This window comes from Spirosoma arcticum (assembly GCF_054779955.1).
In genome coordinates this window covers 229,851-244,086 of sequence record NZ_BAAGXG010000001.1, presented here as the reverse complement: position 1 = coordinate 244,086, position 14,236 = coordinate 229,851, and the positions used below count along the sequence as shown (strand labels likewise).

The window sequence follows — 14,236 nt, the reverse complement described above, 5'->3', positions numbered from 1 at the left end:
CAACCCATAATCGAATCAGAGTAATTGGTGTTGCCGGGCAAAGTAAGCCAGTTCAACATTAGTATGAATCCCTGCTTTCCGATAAATATTTTTGCGATGCGTTTCCACCGTTCGCGTGCTCAGGAAAAGTTGATCGGCAATTTGTTTCGTGCTGATACCCTGCGCAATGAGTTGAATGATTTCTACCTCACGCTTAGTCAGGTCATTGTAATCGAGGCAATTCTGGCGCACCCGAAGCTGCTCATAATAGGATTCGGGCAGATACGTGTCGCCGTTGGCCACGCGCCGGAGTGCCATTTGCAACTCGTCGTAACCCGCACTTTTAATGCAATACCCGGTAGCACCCGCGGCCATCATGCGGCTGATGGACTGCGTATTGTTGAGCATCGATAGGCCCAGTACATTGGTGTGGGGGTGCAGTTGACGAACAGACCGGGTCACCTCAAACCCCGACTGACCGGGCAGGTCGATGTCCAGAATTAGGATATGAACCGTGTTGTGTATCAAAAAAGGAACAACCTCATTGCCATTGCCAAGAATAGCCGCAATAGTGTATTCACCGGATCGCTCCAGCAAAAACTGAATTCCTTCGGCAAACATCCGGTGATCATCAACAATAAGCAGCGTTTTCACAGCGTGGGTGGCAATAAGTTGATAAACTCGGGCCAGATAACAGTCCTTGGCTAACCGATAACTAATTGGTCGAAATAAACCCAAAAAACGCTATCATCCTATTTCATTTTTCGGGGAGCCGTCCGTAGCGCTCCGTCCGCAAAAACTAATTAGTTCCTTGGTAGCCCCAAATCGACTTCCTGTTTATCTTTACGATTACTTACCAGCCGATAAACGCTGTAAACGTGCGGGTTATGAAAACATTTTTCCACCTGAGAAATACGATATTGATCAGCGGCATCGCGGTCATTGCCCTCACCGGCTGCGCCCCGACCGTTACGACGCTACGGCTCGAACCCACATCGGGCGACATTACTACCATCGACGGCCGGCCGGTAACGAAGACCGAGCACAACGGTATCGGAGTGGTGGCATCGTTTGAGCGGGAAGACATGGAATTCGTTGCGCTCGACATCGAAGTCAAAAATCGCACCGACCATTCCATCGACGTCAACCCGTCCGATTTCAGGTTTGTGGCCCTCGGTGCAGCCCAGGATACCCTCGCCGACCCGCGAAACGCCAGCCGACCGCTCGCCCGCACAGCCGCCAACCCGACCTACGAAGCCGCCCGAATGAGCCTGAAGCGGAAACAGGAAGAGAAGCGATTGAAACGCGCCAAAGTAATTAATACGGTTCTGCTCGTGGCGGCCGTAGTGTCGGATGTTTCGTCGTCGAGTAACAACCGCTCGTATCGCGAGTGGGCCAGCAACCGAATTTCGCACGATTTCGCGTATCAGGCCATTGCTGCCAAACGCGCCATCGACTACGGCACGTTCGCCAACCGAATGCAGCGCTACGACTACGAAGAATACCGCTGGCGTGAACTGGCGCTCAAAACCAATACCGTTGCACCCGGCGAGTCGGTGCGGGGGTTTGTGTATCTGCCCAAGGTACTGAACGCTGATTACTTAGCGCTTAACTATACCGTGCCCGAGCAGGCCCCTGTTCCCCTGTTGTTTAAACAGGAGTTTGTGAAAGAAAAGAGAAAACGTCGGCGTTGAGGTATCACGGACCGGGGCCGAAGCCTTGAGTCCGTATCTAAAAATACGGACTCAAGGCTTCGGCCCCGGTCCGTGATACCTACCAGTCTTCTCCATCCTCGTCAAACGCCTGTTTCGCCCGCTGCAGCTCCAGCAATGTTTTGGCGTTACTCTGCATCCGGGCTAATCCAATTCCCTTTTCGTATAAATCGGCTGCGCGGTCACGTTCGTCCATTTCGGCGTAGAGCGCAGCCGCGTGGTAATACGTCGGCAGGTAGTCGGGATGGTCAGTCAGGAGCTGATCGAAATAAGGCCTTGCCTGCTCAGGCTGACCGTTTATGAATTCCATCGCCAGGGCGTAAACATTGAATGGATCATTGGGTTCTTCCTGTACAAATCGAATTAATTGTTGGATGCGGTCGTTGTTCATGGATGCAGGAAAAATTAGTATGCATGCATACTTTCTATGACACAGTTTGTACTTTTGCGCCGTAAAATTGACGCGGAAACGACCTAATTGCCACAAACCAAAACCACATAACCAATGAAAATTTTAGTGTGTGTGACGAGTGTGCCCGACACCACCACCAAGATCACCTTCACGGACAACAACACCAAGCTCAACAAAGCAGGTGTCACGTTCATTACCGGACCTTACGATGACTACGCCCTGGCGCGGGCCGTTGAACTAAAAGAGAAACTCGGGGCGAGCGTAACGGTGCTGAACGTAGGCGAGGCTGATGCCGAGCCGGTTATTCGTAAATGCTTAGCCATCGGGGCCGACGACGCCATCCGGGTCAACGCCGAACCGTCCGACGCCTATTTCGTGGCCGAACAGATTGCCGCTATTGCTAAAGAAAACAGCTACGACCTGATTCTGATGGGCCGCGAATCCATTGATTACAACGGCGGTCAGGTCCACGGCATCGTGGGCGAAATGCTCGGCATCCCATCCATCTCGCCCGTCATGCTGCTCGACATCGACGGCGACACAGTCAGCATCACGCGCGAGATCGAAGGGGGTAAAGAGACGCTGGAAGCAAAGCTGCCGCTCGTGCTGGGTTGCCAGGAGCCGATTGCTGAGTGGAAAATTCCGAACATGCGCGGCATCATGACCGCCCGGACCAAGCCCCTCAAAATTGTACAGCCTACCGGCACCGACACACTCACCGCCGTTGGCAGCTACGAACTACCCGCCCCGCGCGGTGCCGTCAAAATGATCAAAGCGGAAGACGCCGAAACGCTGATTCACCTCCTCCGCACCGAAGCGAAAATTATTTGATGTATAATGAATAATGGTTAATGCATAATGCGAGACGGACCGACTTCCATTGTACATCAACCATTATTCATTCTTAACTTTTCTATTATGTCCGTTCTCATATTTGTTGAAGTAGACGAGGGTAAACTCAAAAAGTCGTCGCAGGAAGCTATTTTCTACGGGGCTAAAGTCGCCCAGATGATGGGCACGTCGGCCACCGCCATCATTGCTGGTCAGGCTGATGACACCGAACTGGCGTCGGCCGGGCGCTTTGGGGCTACCAAGGTTTTGCACGCTGCGGATGCCAAACTAACCGAGCCAAACGGCATGGCCTACGCAACGGTCGTAGCCGCTGCGGCTCAGCAGGAAAGCAGCAAGGTGATTGTGCTGGCCAAATCGTCGCTGGCCGATGCCATGACGGCCCGTTTAGCGGGTAAGCTGAAAGCGGGCCTTGCCGCTAACGTCATCGAACTGCCGGACCTCTCAACCGGGTTTCGCGTTAAGAGCAGTATTTACACCGGTAAGGCTTTCGCTTACAACGACCTGAAAGCCGACGTAAAAATTCTGGCGATCAAGAAAAACACCATCGTGCCCGAAGAAACCGACGCCACCGCGACGGTTGAAAGCTTTACGCCCACCCTCAGCGACGCCGACTTTGTGGTAAGCGTAAAAAGTACCGAAAAAGCCACCGGCGACATCCTGCTGCCCGAAGCCGATTTGGTTGTTTCGGCGGGTCGTGGCATGAAAGGTCCCGAGAACTGGGGGATTGTCGAGGATTTGGCAAAAGCACTCCATGCTGCTACGGCCTGCTCCAAGCCCGTGTCAGATCTGGACTGGCGCCCGCACCATGAACACGTTGGCCAGACGGGCATTAAAGTCAGTCCCAACCTGTACATCGCAGTCGGTATATCGGGCGCTATTCAACATTTGGCGGGCGTAAACTCCTCGAAGGTAATTGTTGTTATCAACAAAGACCCCGATGCGCCGTTCTTCAAATCGGCGGATTATGGCATCGTCGGCGACGTGTTCGACGTGCTGCCGCGCCTGACGAAAGCGGTACAGGGGTTGTAGAAAAAGTCGTAAGTTTAGAAGTCGCAAGTCGTAAGTGGCTGCGCCTATTTTTCACTTACGACTTGCTGACTTACGACTTACGACTAAATTTGCGCCGTGGATAAAATTAAGCTTGAAATATTAGGTCTGTCGCCCAGCCAGTCGCAATCGGGTTCGTTTGCGCTGGTGTTGGGCGAAGAGTACGGCAACCGTCGGCTACCAATTATCATTGGTATGTTCGAAGCGCAGGCGATTGCCATTGAAATAGAAAAGATCATTCCGAACCGGCCCATGACGCACGATTTGTTTAAGCAGTTTGCTGAGCAGTTCAAGTTTACGGTCCGTGAGATCATGATTTCCGATCTGCGCGAGGGCATATTCTTCGCCAAAATCGTTTGTTTCGACGGCGTTCGCGAATCAGTCATCGACGCCCGGCCGTCCGATGCCATCGCCATTGGTATCCGGTTCGACGTGCCGATTTATACGAATGAGTCGATTCTGTCGGAAGCAGGCATTACCGCCAGCGGGGTCGATGAGGATGATGAGCAGGAAGAATTAGTACGCTCGTCCAATCGTCCCTCGTCGCGGTCGTTCGGCGACCAGTTAAAGAATTCGTCGGCGGAGGAATTGCAAAAGATGCTCGAAGAAGCCCTGGGAAACGAGGAATACGAACGGGCGGCCCGCATCCGTGACGAGATGAGCAAGCGGAATTAGAGGATCAGTTTATTGTATAATAACAAATAACAAAAGCCATCCCTCAAGAATGGCTTTTGTTATTTGTGGCTGATTATTTCTTCTTGCGCACCACCAGTTCCCGATAGCCAAACGTGGGGTCCGGCTCCCGGACGTAACTTAGACTGGGCATCACGCCAACGACAATTTCAGCCGTTGTGTAAATTTTACAACCCGCCAGCAAATGACCGCCAATGGTCCGGCCCGTCGAGTCCGACACCGACAGGTGCAGATGACTACCATTGGTAGACAGCGTTCCGACCAGCGAGACAATCTCGAAATGGCCCTGCCAAACGCCCGGTCCGTCCTGATTGGCCAACCGCAACGTCACGTCGGTCAGGCTGCCGACGCAGGTTAGCATGGCCCCCGCTTCGATGCGCTGCTGGTTGATAAAAACGTCTAATTCACCTTTCAAATCCTGACCCGGCCGGAGCCGGAACGAGTACGTTTGCATGGGCGCAGCCACAACAAAAGGGGCAGGCGCGGGCGGTTGACCGTGAGTATCAAGCGTGTTCATAAACGAGAAAAATAGCGTTAGCAATAAAAGAATGCGCATTCGTGTTATGAGTTCGTGAAACTGGATCGAAGAATGCGAAACTACGTAATCCCGCCTATACTGGCGCTTTTTATCATATTGTTTAATGGAGCCTTGACACCACCAGCCCACACCGGGCGGGAGATTCCGCGCCCGTCCAAATACGTTCAGATCGACTATAGTGCTATTGACAACTACGCCCGCAACGCACCCGCGTCGGCGGCCCGCAACCTGAACACACTCAGCGCCTACCTGACCTCGCCCGCTAAGAGTGATCTGGCCAAAGCCCGCTCCGTTTACGCCTGGATCACCGCGCACATTCGTTACGACGAGCAGGCGTTCAGCGGTCAGAAATACTCATCGGAGGTTGAATACGCCAACCGGTCGCTACGCAGCCGGAAAGCCGTTTGCACGGGTTTCGCGTTGTTGTTCAAGCACCTGCTGAAACCGGCGGGCATCGACGTGGCTAACATCAAAGGATACGCCCGAACCTTCGACAGCGAAGCGGGGCAGCCCATTCAGCGCGTTGATCACGAATGGAACGCCGTTCGGCTCGATGGCGACTGGTACCTGCTGGACATTGCCTGGGCACAAACGACCGCTAAGAAGGGTCCCAGCGGGGAACCGAAGCCCAACGATTACTTTTTCCTGACCGAGCCAATCGAGTTTGCGGCTAATCACTTCCCAACCGATCCGCGCTGGCAATTATTGGAGACAACCATCAGCAAAGCGCAGTTCGACCGCTTCCCGAAACTATATGACGCTTATTTCCGGTTGGGCTTCGACGAGCAATTCCCAGAGACTGGTTTAATTCGTGCCAGTGATGCCCTAACGCTGACACTCAGGAACGACAAAGACGTTGAGTTTATGTGTGCGCTTGGCCGGGTTGGTGGCTCTGAATCGGCAACGATTCCGGTCAGTGTTCAGCGGTCAGGGGAAACGTACCGGCTAACGGTCTCCCTGCCTGAGCGGGGTAATTCTACACTGCTCATTTTTGCTAAGCCCAAAGGGTCCCGTTCCGAACGCGTGAAATCTTACGAGGGCATTGCGTCATTCACGGTGGTTAAAGGTTGATAAATACCAGACCAAAAACATAATACCGTAGCTTGTAATAAGCGTTGTTTAGGATTTACGAAAGTCGCTGAACGACGGTTGATTTTGTCATTCCGACCGGCGGACCGGTCGGAATGACAAAATCACGCTAAAGATGAAATTCTAAACAGCTTCAATGAGAGAATAACACAAAAAAACCGGGAGCTAACGCTCCCGGTTTTTTTGTGTATTCTTCAGTAGTTCCTTACTCTACTCCAAACATGGCGTCCGAACGACGACCGCTGTTACCAGCCCGGCGACGGGGAGCCCGTTTCCGAACAGGGGCCGGAGGAGTCAGCAGTTTGGTACGCTGAGCGTCCGTCAGCGGCTTCAGATCAGTGATCGAGAACGTGTTATCGCTAATCGTCGTGTTGAAGCTGCCAACCGGTTGTTCAGGCTGACCGTTGCAAGGCAGTTTGGTAACGGTGAACACCGCGCGGAAGTACTGCACCTGCGGACGTACCCGGCGACCTCTGAAGCGAATTGCGTTGCCGCTTTCAATTTTCGCTTTCTCGGCCTGTAGCTGCTGAGCCAGACCACCCGGCAGATCGCGCAGGTTGAAGATGACCGTGTTCGTGTCGAACTCGACAGTACTTGTGGCTAAGCGACGGTTCAGGCCACGGAAGCGGAGACGAGTGGTTGTATCACCCACCGACGTAATCGTGCCGTTACAGTAACACACATTAGCCACTTCACGCGTATACGGAGTCCGGTAGAACACTTCTAAGCGCTCCAGTTTGTGCCGGAATTGGCATTCTTTGGGATCTTTACGTTCACGAATGCTGGCAAAACTGGTTGTTGCTACTTCGCTCATGCAGGAACCGCACTTAGCCGTTTGGCGGTTGTGAACCGTTACATAGTAGAAACCGGGGGTTATCTGACCATTCGAGAAGAAGCCCGCCGGGAACGTCAGCGTCGTATCGGTCGTATTCTCTAACTGAGCGATAATCATGTCTCCGCTGCCAGCACCACCCGTAGTACTCGTAAATCCAGTCGCACCCGTTGTTCCGGCAACACCTGTAGTCGCTACGGTATCAGCGCGGTAGTATAAACGGGCCGTGAAGGTTTCATTCTTCGGGTTCGGTGTTGTGCTGCGCCAGCTAATGACCGGAGCTGGTGCGGCCGTGTTCACCGGAGCCGACTGCTGAGCGTTTGTGCTGTCAATATAAGCCAGCGATGCGCCTTTGAGCGATGCATTATTAAACTGCACATTCAACTGGGGAATTGAGTCGCAAACCGGGCAAACGACGGGCGCTTTCGGAATCAGCTTCTTCTGGATGAATCCTTTCCGAACGGCTAAACCTGCGTTGAATCCGCCGTGCTTACGCTTGAACTCATACAATTGATCCTGAATGCCGTTTACAATGATGTAGTTCAACTGAGTATAAAAACCCTGTGCCTGCACACCAATGTTCCAGTTGTTACGCAATGGAAAGAAAACACCCAGCGACAACAGGCCACCGGGATGATAAAGCCGGGTGCTGGGGTTAACCGTTCTGATCAAACCACCACCCTCTACAAACGAACTAACCGGCGGGATGGCGAGCTGCGACGGTACAAAAGCGGCAATGGTGGCGGCTTCGGTACGGAACAGACCACCCCGCAGACCCAATTCGAGAAACGTGGCGGCATCGGGGTTCCGCCGACTGCGGGCGAGCGTGAACTGGATAACGGGTCCAACCGTCAGGAACATATCTTCCGAAGCCCGCTGACGAATTGTAACCTGGTCGCGGCCGATACCACGGGCCGAGGCTAATCCATACAGGTAATCCCGGTAGATGCCGCGCGTAACGTAATTCTGATAACCGAAGGCCGTTCCCAGTCCAAACCGAAGGCGACGGGTAGCTGGGGTCAGGTAGTAATCGACGTTGCCCGTAATGTTAAAGCCCGCCCCATTGTAAAGCGTATTGTCGCGCTGAGTTGGGCCAAACGTATTTTCCCACGTACCGCAATACGCGAAGTTGGGGCCGGCATAAAGACCGATACGCCAGGGTGACAGGCGACGGACCAGAATAAACGTTTGAAAGGTTGTGTCACAGTCGTCAAGTTCAGCAACATCGCTGGCCTGAGCTTTGAAATCATCCCGACGCAACGTGTCGGTGTATACGCCCCGGCCTAAACGATAAATGTTTTCGCGTGAGGTTTCCCGTCTCGTTGCTGGTGCAGTACCTTGTTGAACAGCAGTGGGTTGTTGAACTGTGACGGATTGGACCGTGTCCCGCCGGACCGTATCAGCTTGTTGAGCAAAGCTGACAAAAGGCATTGCAGAACCTAGCAACACGAGTCCAGCCAGCATCCGCATGGGGTGTTGTTGGATAAATGTTCGCATATTTATTGAGTTAATTTGACGCAATGTTTTAAACAAAACTGTAATTCTCTTAAATGCACTCATGGAAACTTAGGGAACGGTCAACTCACTTAACCAGTGAATTTTTTTACTTCCTTAGCCAATTGTCTATGCTATAGGAATCTGCAAGTAATTCGATGAGAATTATTGACTTTTTTACGAGTCATAATTTCTTGGGACTTCCGTGCAAACTTAGCATGAAATTGAATTAAAACGCCCATTCCTACACACACACCGTCGGTTTGATAATCAGCTACACGAGCTATCTCCCCACTTTGTCAACTAACAGACCTCATTTCATGAATTTTTCTGCAATGTTAATGGCGAATTGCAAAAGTTCGCTATCTTATTACTATTTTTTCATGATTCAGGGTTTCGTAACCAATAATGAACGGCATTGTGTGTGTGTTTCATCAACTAAATGGGTGCTCAACATGCATTGCGTTCTCTGATGATTACCGCCTGACTATGTTACTCACTATAGCGCCCGCTGTCGTTTGTCATCAAATGATGGTCAATTATAGTGATTAAACAGGGATTTAAAAACTATTGATATTTGCTCCATTTCAGTGAGTGACCCTTTTCTACGTTTTTCCCAATTATTCCGCGATTTTTTCCATTATTTATCGGCGCTGAATAAGTGACCAACTAACTCCAGTCTCCGCCGAACAACGTGCGAAATAAGAAAAATGGTGTGTCACGAGCGGCCTTTCATAAAATCACCAGCGGCCGATTTAAGCAGGCCTGCGAATGAATTCAGACAGAACAAAACGCCCCGGTCGACTAATGCTTTAGCCTGATCGCCGGTGGCGGCTGTGGTACCAACAATCAGGCCCGCTTTCCTGATCTTTTCAACCACGCCCCCAATTGTTTTCTTAACCTCGTCGTGCCCGGGGCCGTCGTAGTAACCCATGCTCATGGCTAAGTCACGCGGACTAATGACAAAGCCATCGATGCCAGCTACGACCAGCATTTCGTCCAAATTCTCCACGGCGTCCCTGTGATCAATCTGGGGCAAGACCAATACCTGTTCATTGGCAAACTGCACGTACTCGCTCTGGCTCATGGTCCCCAGCAGGTAATCGGCCGACCGCGCCGGACCAACGTTCCGCGACCCCATTGGCGGATACAGCATCGCCTGCACCAGCGCATCGGCATCGTCGGCCGTTTTAATGCCCGGCATCATCAGGCCCATCACGCCCGCATCTAAGTACTGCAGAATCAATGACGAATCGAGACTACGCACACGGGCTAAAGGCGTGATGCCACTCACTTCACAGGCCCGAACAATATCCTGCACCTGCCCCACTGTAACAGCGCTGTGTTCGCCATCGATCATGTAAAAGTCCAGTCCCGAAAAACCGCACAGTTCGGCTACGGTCGGATCAATGCTGTTGGAAATGACGCCCAGAACGGGTTGGGCGTTTAGGAGACGGGTTTTAACGATGTTTTGCTTCATTCAATGGGTGATTGCCGGGACGTAGTGCACCTGAGCCTCGCAATTGGGCGGTAAGATTGTTGATTGAACAGGAAAAAGCAAATAACCGGCACCACCCAATTAACCGGAATTTCCACAAATACCTGATTCAGGGTATTTTAACGGATGTCTTTCCGGGGTAGCTTTAGCCCACTATTCCACTCCACCCGGTCGGCCATGCGTTGCTTGCTGCTATTACTGCTGTTTCCGCTCGGTGCGCAGGCGCAGCGCCCGTTCTCAATCCGCCACCTCACCACCCGCGACGGACTATCGCAGGGGTCATGTTTTTACATCAGGAAAGATTCGCGGGGATTTGTGTGGGCCAGCAGCCAGAACGGCCTCAACCGCTTCGATGGCACGCATTTTACCAACTACCGCTTCGACGAACGCGATACCACCACCATTGGTAAGGGCGAGGTGCGCGGCATTGTGGAAACGCCCAACGGCGATTTATGGGTTGGCACGGAAGAATGCTTAAACCAGTATAGTCGACGTACCGACTCGTTCCGGCGCGTTTTTGCCGTCGACAATCGGGGAAGTCGGCTATCAGCGATCCAGGAGCCTTTCTTTGCCGACGATTCTACCGTCTGGTACGCCAGCAGCCAGGAAGGGCTAATGAAACTGAATTACCGCACTGGTCGGCGAACAAGCATCAATCCGTCGGTAAAACCTAAATTTAGCATCACAACGGAGTGGATTGAGTACCAGCCCGATGCCCAGGCCGTCGTGTATTTGTTGCCGAGCGGGTTTGCCCGCTACAACTACCAGACCCACCAGTTAACAACCTTTATGACGGGTAAGCCAGCGGATCAGCCCCTTGGCTCAATGCCAGTCAGTCAGTCGGGTCGCCCGCAGTTGTTACAGTCCGTCCATCGCTGCCGGATGCCCGGTCGGCATTACGGAAATTTCTGTTTTGCCGGACCGCAGGGCATTTTTGAGTTCGACGCCAGTCTCACGCGCTTAGTATGCCATCATCCGCTGCGAACTGGTATCAGCACGTACCGATTAATCAGTATGGACGAAGATCGGCAGGGGCGGTGGTGGATTGGGGCCGAGGGGGCAGGGGTGTGGCTCTACGACCCGGATCGGATGACGCTGCTGCGGGACATAAAGCCCGGACCCGTTAAGTCAACCTCGCTGCTAACGAACCAAGTTGCCGAAGTATATGTGGACGACCTGGGCTTGGTATGGGTCAACGTCGACCCGCACGGTATCGACGTGATTTATCCGAACGCGTACACTATCGAAACCCTGCCCGATGACCCTGGCGACGTAACCGACCTGAATAACCACCCTATCCGGGGGCTGTGCGAAGATCAACGGGGTCAAATCTGGATCGGCACGGTTGACGGGGGCATTCGACGATACAATCCAGCAACCGGCCTGATGCGGGCCTACACGGCTAAGGAAGGCGTTACGACCGAAGGGAATGTGCGACACATCATACGAACCCGTGACGAACGACTTCTGGTGTCTAATTTACAGGGAATACTACGCTATGATCCCGCGAAAGACCGCTTCATCGACGTACCAAATCCACTCTGCTACGACGCCGACTGCCGCTACGCCAGAGGTTTGTGCGAACTGCCCGACGGTCGGCTTGTATCGGCTACCTACGGGGGTTTAGTTTTGTTAAACGCTGATCTAAAACCGATTAGCCGCACGGATGTTGACGGCACGTATTTTGGATCGCTTTACTTTGATCCGGCCACCAGCCTGCTGTACGCTGGGCGACGAGATCAGGACTTAGTGGTATACGCCTATAAAAACGGCATGCTCACTTCTCAGTATGTTACCCTGCCCGGTCACAACGTTATGGGAATTTATCCCGACCCCGCCCGGCGTTACTTATGGCTCTGCACGGATCGGGGTTTGGTAAAATTCGACCCCACTAACCGGCGGGTTATCCGGACTTACACCGTTCGCGACGGGTTGCCCGACGATGTGATTTATGGGTTGCTGCCTGATATTAAAGGCCGCTACTGGCTCAGCACGAACGATGGTCTGGTTAAGTTTTCTCCCACCGAGGAAACGTTTAGTCCGGTGATCTCGACCAAAAACCGCGAATACAACAGCCACGCGTCATTGATCGGCTCCGACGGCACCTTCTATTTTGGGGGCGTTCACGGGCTGGACCGTTTTGTACCCCAGCAGTTAGAGTCGTATCGCGCCAGGGTACCCGTGCGAATCGTTAATTTTCAGGTGAATGACCAGCCCTATCGAACGCGCGAATCGGTCAGTGAGACTGGCGCAGTGACGCTCAACCACCAACAACGCACGTTCTCGGTTAGTCTGGGCGCGCTGGATTATTTTAACAACGGCAACAGTCAGTTTTTCTACAACCTGTCGGGCGTTGATCGGGGCTGGGTAACGCTCACCAACGCCAACGTCGTGCGCTACGCCGATCTGTCGCCGGGCCGGTACGTATTTCGGGTACGGGCCGTCGACGCCCGGGGTCAGCTCACGCCCGTTACCCGCTTTCGCATCACCATCACCCCTCCGTTCTGGCAGCGCTGGTGGTTCTGGACTGGTTGTCTGCTGCTCCTGATGGGGCTGGTTGCATTTGGGGTCAATAGCTACAACCGGCAGAAATTAGCCCGGCAACGGCGGCTGCTACAAAACACACTCGCGACCCAGGAGGACGAACGCCGACGCATCGCCCGCGACCTGCACGACGACGTTGGCAATACGCTGGCGACGATCAAAGGGGTGCTGGAACGCGCTAAAGAGCGCATTGTGGTGGCAGCCGAGCTTCCCGAAGTCAGCCGGGCGTATGACCTGATCGACAAAGCGGGTAACGACCTGCGGAGTATCACGCACGACCTGATGCCGGTTGAGTTTGAGCAGTATGCCCTGCCCGACGTGGTGGCTCAGTTGGTAGAACGCGTCAACCGGTCGTCGCATACGGTATTTGAGTTTATTCAGTTCGGCCCGGTGCGCCGGTTGAAGCCCGAGCGGGAACTGGTCACGTACCGGATCATTGCCGAACTGATTCAGAACGCCCTTAAACACGGCGGGTCAGGGTTGGCCATTGTTCAGTTGGGGTATCATGCCCGGCAATTGAGTGTACTGGTGGAAACGCCGTTGGATCCCAATCAAACCAACCCACTTTTTTCTGAACAGTCCTCACCAGGAATCGGTCAAAAGAACATATCTTACCGGGCTGAATACTTGGGCGCTGCGCTGTCGGTGGATAGCAACGCCCAGAGCCACACGGTTATGCTCGACGTTCCTTATGACGCAACCCGCTACCCAACCTATCAACGTTCTGGTCATTGACGATCATCGACTCTTTAACGATGGGCTGATTTCTATGCTGGCCGATGCTCCCGACCTGACCATCGTGGGCCAAATTTACCACAGCCGCGAGGCCCTTCAGCAGGTTTTTCAACTCCGCCCCGACGTGCTGGTCATCGATTTCAATATGCCCGACATCAACGGCCTCGACCTGACGAAGGAGTTGATCGCCAAAATGGGACCGCAGCGGATTCTGATCCTGAGCATGTACGGTGAGCGTCGCTACATCGACGACTTCCGGAAAGCCGGTGCACTGGGTTATATGCTCAAAACGTCTACCAAAGATGAACTCCTGACCGCTATCCGGTCGGTGGCGCAGGGCGTTCCCTATTTTGATCCCAAGCTGGCCGACGAAAAACAGTTCAGCAATCATACCGACGATGTTTTCCTGAAACAGTACAAACTGTCGCCCCGAGAAGTCGAAATTATCCGCCACATCAAAGCGGGACTAAGCAGTCCGCAGATTGCTGAAAAACTCAACCTGAGTCCGTACACGATTGACACCCACCGCAAAAACATCCACGCCAAACTCGGCATCAGCACGGTAGCTGAACTGGTGCGGTTTGCCGTTGAGATGGGTTTATAATCTACTTAACAGATGAATATACCTGGATTTAGGTATTGCCTATGTAATTGGTGAGTGACAACTTTGCGTACGCTTCTATTCACACTTTTTACCTGCCCCTATACCCTTACCCAAATCGGTCCCTCTGACTAATCAGAAGGACCGATTTGGTTTATCAGACTACCTCGTGGAAATTTTAGGAAATCGCGCAAAAGACTGACGTTAGTA

Annotated in this window: 12 protein-coding genes; 7 read left to right on the top strand and 5 right to left on the bottom strand. The window is 53.0% G+C overall.

Annotated elements, in window-relative coordinates; translation table 11 throughout:
* Positions 1-15 precede the first annotated feature (15 nt).
* Entirely contained in the window at positions 16-633 is a 618-nt protein-coding gene (locus ACYVHB_RS01070; protein ID WP_461048785.1) for a LuxR C-terminal-related transcriptional regulator, read from the bottom strand.
* Positions 634-866: 233 nt separating this feature from the next.
* Between ACYVHB_RS01070 and ACYVHB_RS01065 the strand changes: the two genes are divergently transcribed.
* Positions 867-1,673: a hypothetical protein gene (locus ACYVHB_RS01065; protein WP_461048784.1), complete on the top strand. Its 807-nt coding sequence runs from the start codon at positions 867-869 to the stop codon at positions 1,671-1,673.
* Positions 1,674-1,752: 79 nt separating this feature from the next.
* Here ACYVHB_RS01065 and ACYVHB_RS01060 read toward each other — a convergent pair whose 3' ends face one another.
* On the bottom strand, positions 1,753-2,082 hold the full coding sequence (locus ACYVHB_RS01060; protein WP_461048782.1) for a tetratricopeptide repeat protein: 330 nt from the start codon (positions 2,080-2,082) through the stop codon (positions 1,753-1,755).
* Between the two features lie 114 nt (positions 2,083-2,196).
* On the opposite strand from ACYVHB_RS01060, the gene ACYVHB_RS01055 reads away from it, so the two are divergent.
* The 3 genes from ACYVHB_RS01055 to ACYVHB_RS01045 all read left to right on the top strand — a co-directional run bounded on the left by ACYVHB_RS01055 (position 2,197) and on the right by ACYVHB_RS01045 (position 4,677).
* The gene (locus ACYVHB_RS01055) at positions 2,197-2,934 is read left to right on the top strand and encodes an electron transfer flavoprotein subunit beta/FixA family protein (RefSeq protein WP_461048780.1); all 738 of its coding nucleotides are present in this window, start codon (positions 2,197-2,199) and stop codon (positions 2,932-2,934) included.
* An 87-nt stretch (positions 2,935-3,021) separates the two neighbouring features.
* Positions 3,022-3,984: an electron transfer flavoprotein subunit alpha/FixB family protein gene (locus ACYVHB_RS01050; RefSeq protein WP_461048778.1), complete on the top strand. Its 963-nt coding sequence runs from the start codon at positions 3,022-3,024 to the stop codon at positions 3,982-3,984.
* A gap of 96 nt (positions 3,985-4,080) precedes the next feature.
* Positions 4,081-4,677, top strand: coding sequence for a bifunctional nuclease family protein (locus ACYVHB_RS01045; RefSeq protein WP_461048776.1), 597 nt, complete (start codon positions 4,081-4,083; stop codon positions 4,675-4,677).
* A gap of 73 nt (positions 4,678-4,750) precedes the next feature.
* On the opposite strand, the gene ACYVHB_RS01040 is transcribed toward ACYVHB_RS01045, so the two are convergent.
* Complete coding sequence (locus ACYVHB_RS01040) at positions 4,751-5,251, bottom strand: PPC domain-containing DNA-binding protein (RefSeq protein ID WP_461048774.1); 501 nt, start codon at positions 5,249-5,251, stop codon at positions 4,751-4,753.
* Between the two features lie 33 nt (positions 5,252-5,284).
* Here ACYVHB_RS01040 and ACYVHB_RS01035 point away from each other — a divergent pair, with 33 nt between their 5' ends.
* Positions 5,285-6,304, top strand: a complete 1,020-nt coding sequence (locus tag ACYVHB_RS01035) for a transglutaminase domain-containing protein (RefSeq protein WP_461048772.1) — start codon at positions 5,285-5,287, stop codon at positions 6,302-6,304.
* Between the two features lie 223 nt (positions 6,305-6,527).
* Here the strand turns inward: ACYVHB_RS01035 and ACYVHB_RS01030 are convergent, their stop codons facing one another.
* On the bottom strand, positions 6,528-8,618 hold the full coding sequence (locus tag ACYVHB_RS01030) for a hypothetical protein (protein ID WP_461050006.1): 2,091 nt from the start codon (positions 8,616-8,618) through the stop codon (positions 6,528-6,530).
* 748 nt (positions 8,619-9,366) lie between these two features.
* The gene (locus ACYVHB_RS01025; RefSeq protein WP_461048770.1) at positions 9,367-10,128 is read right to left on the bottom strand and encodes an HpcH/HpaI aldolase family protein; all 762 of its coding nucleotides are present in this window, start codon (positions 10,126-10,128) and stop codon (positions 9,367-9,369) included.
* A gap of 195 nt (positions 10,129-10,323) precedes the next feature.
* On the opposite strand from ACYVHB_RS01025, the gene ACYVHB_RS01020 reads away from it, so the two are divergent.
* Both ACYVHB_RS01020 and ACYVHB_RS01015 read left to right on the top strand, forming a co-directional pair.
* Positions 10,324-13,425 carry a ligand-binding sensor domain-containing protein gene (locus ACYVHB_RS01020; RefSeq protein ID WP_461048768.1) on the top strand — a complete coding sequence of 1,034 codons (3,102 nt, stop codon included), beginning with the start codon at positions 10,324-10,326 and terminating at the stop codon, positions 13,423-13,425.
* Positions 13,382-14,029, top strand: a complete 648-nt coding sequence (locus ACYVHB_RS01015) for a response regulator (RefSeq protein WP_461048766.1) — start codon at positions 13,382-13,384, stop codon at positions 14,027-14,029. Before ACYVHB_RS01020 ends, ACYVHB_RS01015 begins: the two co-directional genes overlap by 44 nt.
* Positions 14,030-14,236 lie beyond the last annotated feature (207 nt).

Excerpts from the sequence above, each read along its gene's own strand:
- ACYVHB_RS01065 (WP_461048784.1), top strand. The coding sequence starts at position 867 with ATGAAAACATTTTTCCACCTGAGAAATACGATATTGATCAGCGGCATC.
- ACYVHB_RS01060 (WP_461048782.1), bottom strand. The coding sequence starts at position 2,082 with ATGAACAACGACCGCATCCAACAATTAATTCGATTTGTACAGGAAGAA.
- ACYVHB_RS01055 (WP_461048780.1), top strand. The coding sequence starts at position 2,197 with ATGAAAATTTTAGTGTGTGTGACGAGTGTGCCCGACACCACCACCAAG.
- ACYVHB_RS01050 (WP_461048778.1), top strand. The coding sequence starts at position 3,022 with ATGTCCGTTCTCATATTTGTTGAAGTAGACGAGGGTAAACTCAAAAAG.
- ACYVHB_RS01040 (WP_461048774.1), bottom strand. The coding sequence starts at position 5,251 with ATGCGCATTCTTTTATTGCTAACGCTATTTTTCTCGTTTATGAACACG.
- ACYVHB_RS01035 (WP_461048772.1), top strand. The coding sequence starts at position 5,285 with ATGCGAAACTACGTAATCCCGCCTATACTGGCGCTTTTTATCATATTG.
- ACYVHB_RS01030 (WP_461050006.1), bottom strand. The coding sequence starts at position 8,618 with ATGCTGGCTGGACTCGTGTTGCTAGGTTCTGCAATGCCTTTTGTCAGC.
- ACYVHB_RS01025 (WP_461048770.1), bottom strand. The coding sequence starts at position 10,128 with ATGAAGCAAAACATCGTTAAAACCCGTCTCCTAAACGCCCAACCCGTT.
- ACYVHB_RS01020 (WP_461048768.1), top strand. The coding sequence starts at position 10,324 with ATGCGTTGCTTGCTGCTATTACTGCTGTTTCCGCTCGGTGCGCAGGCG.
- ACYVHB_RS01015 (WP_461048766.1), top strand. The coding sequence starts at position 13,382 with ATGACGCAACCCGCTACCCAACCTATCAACGTTCTGGTCATTGACGAT.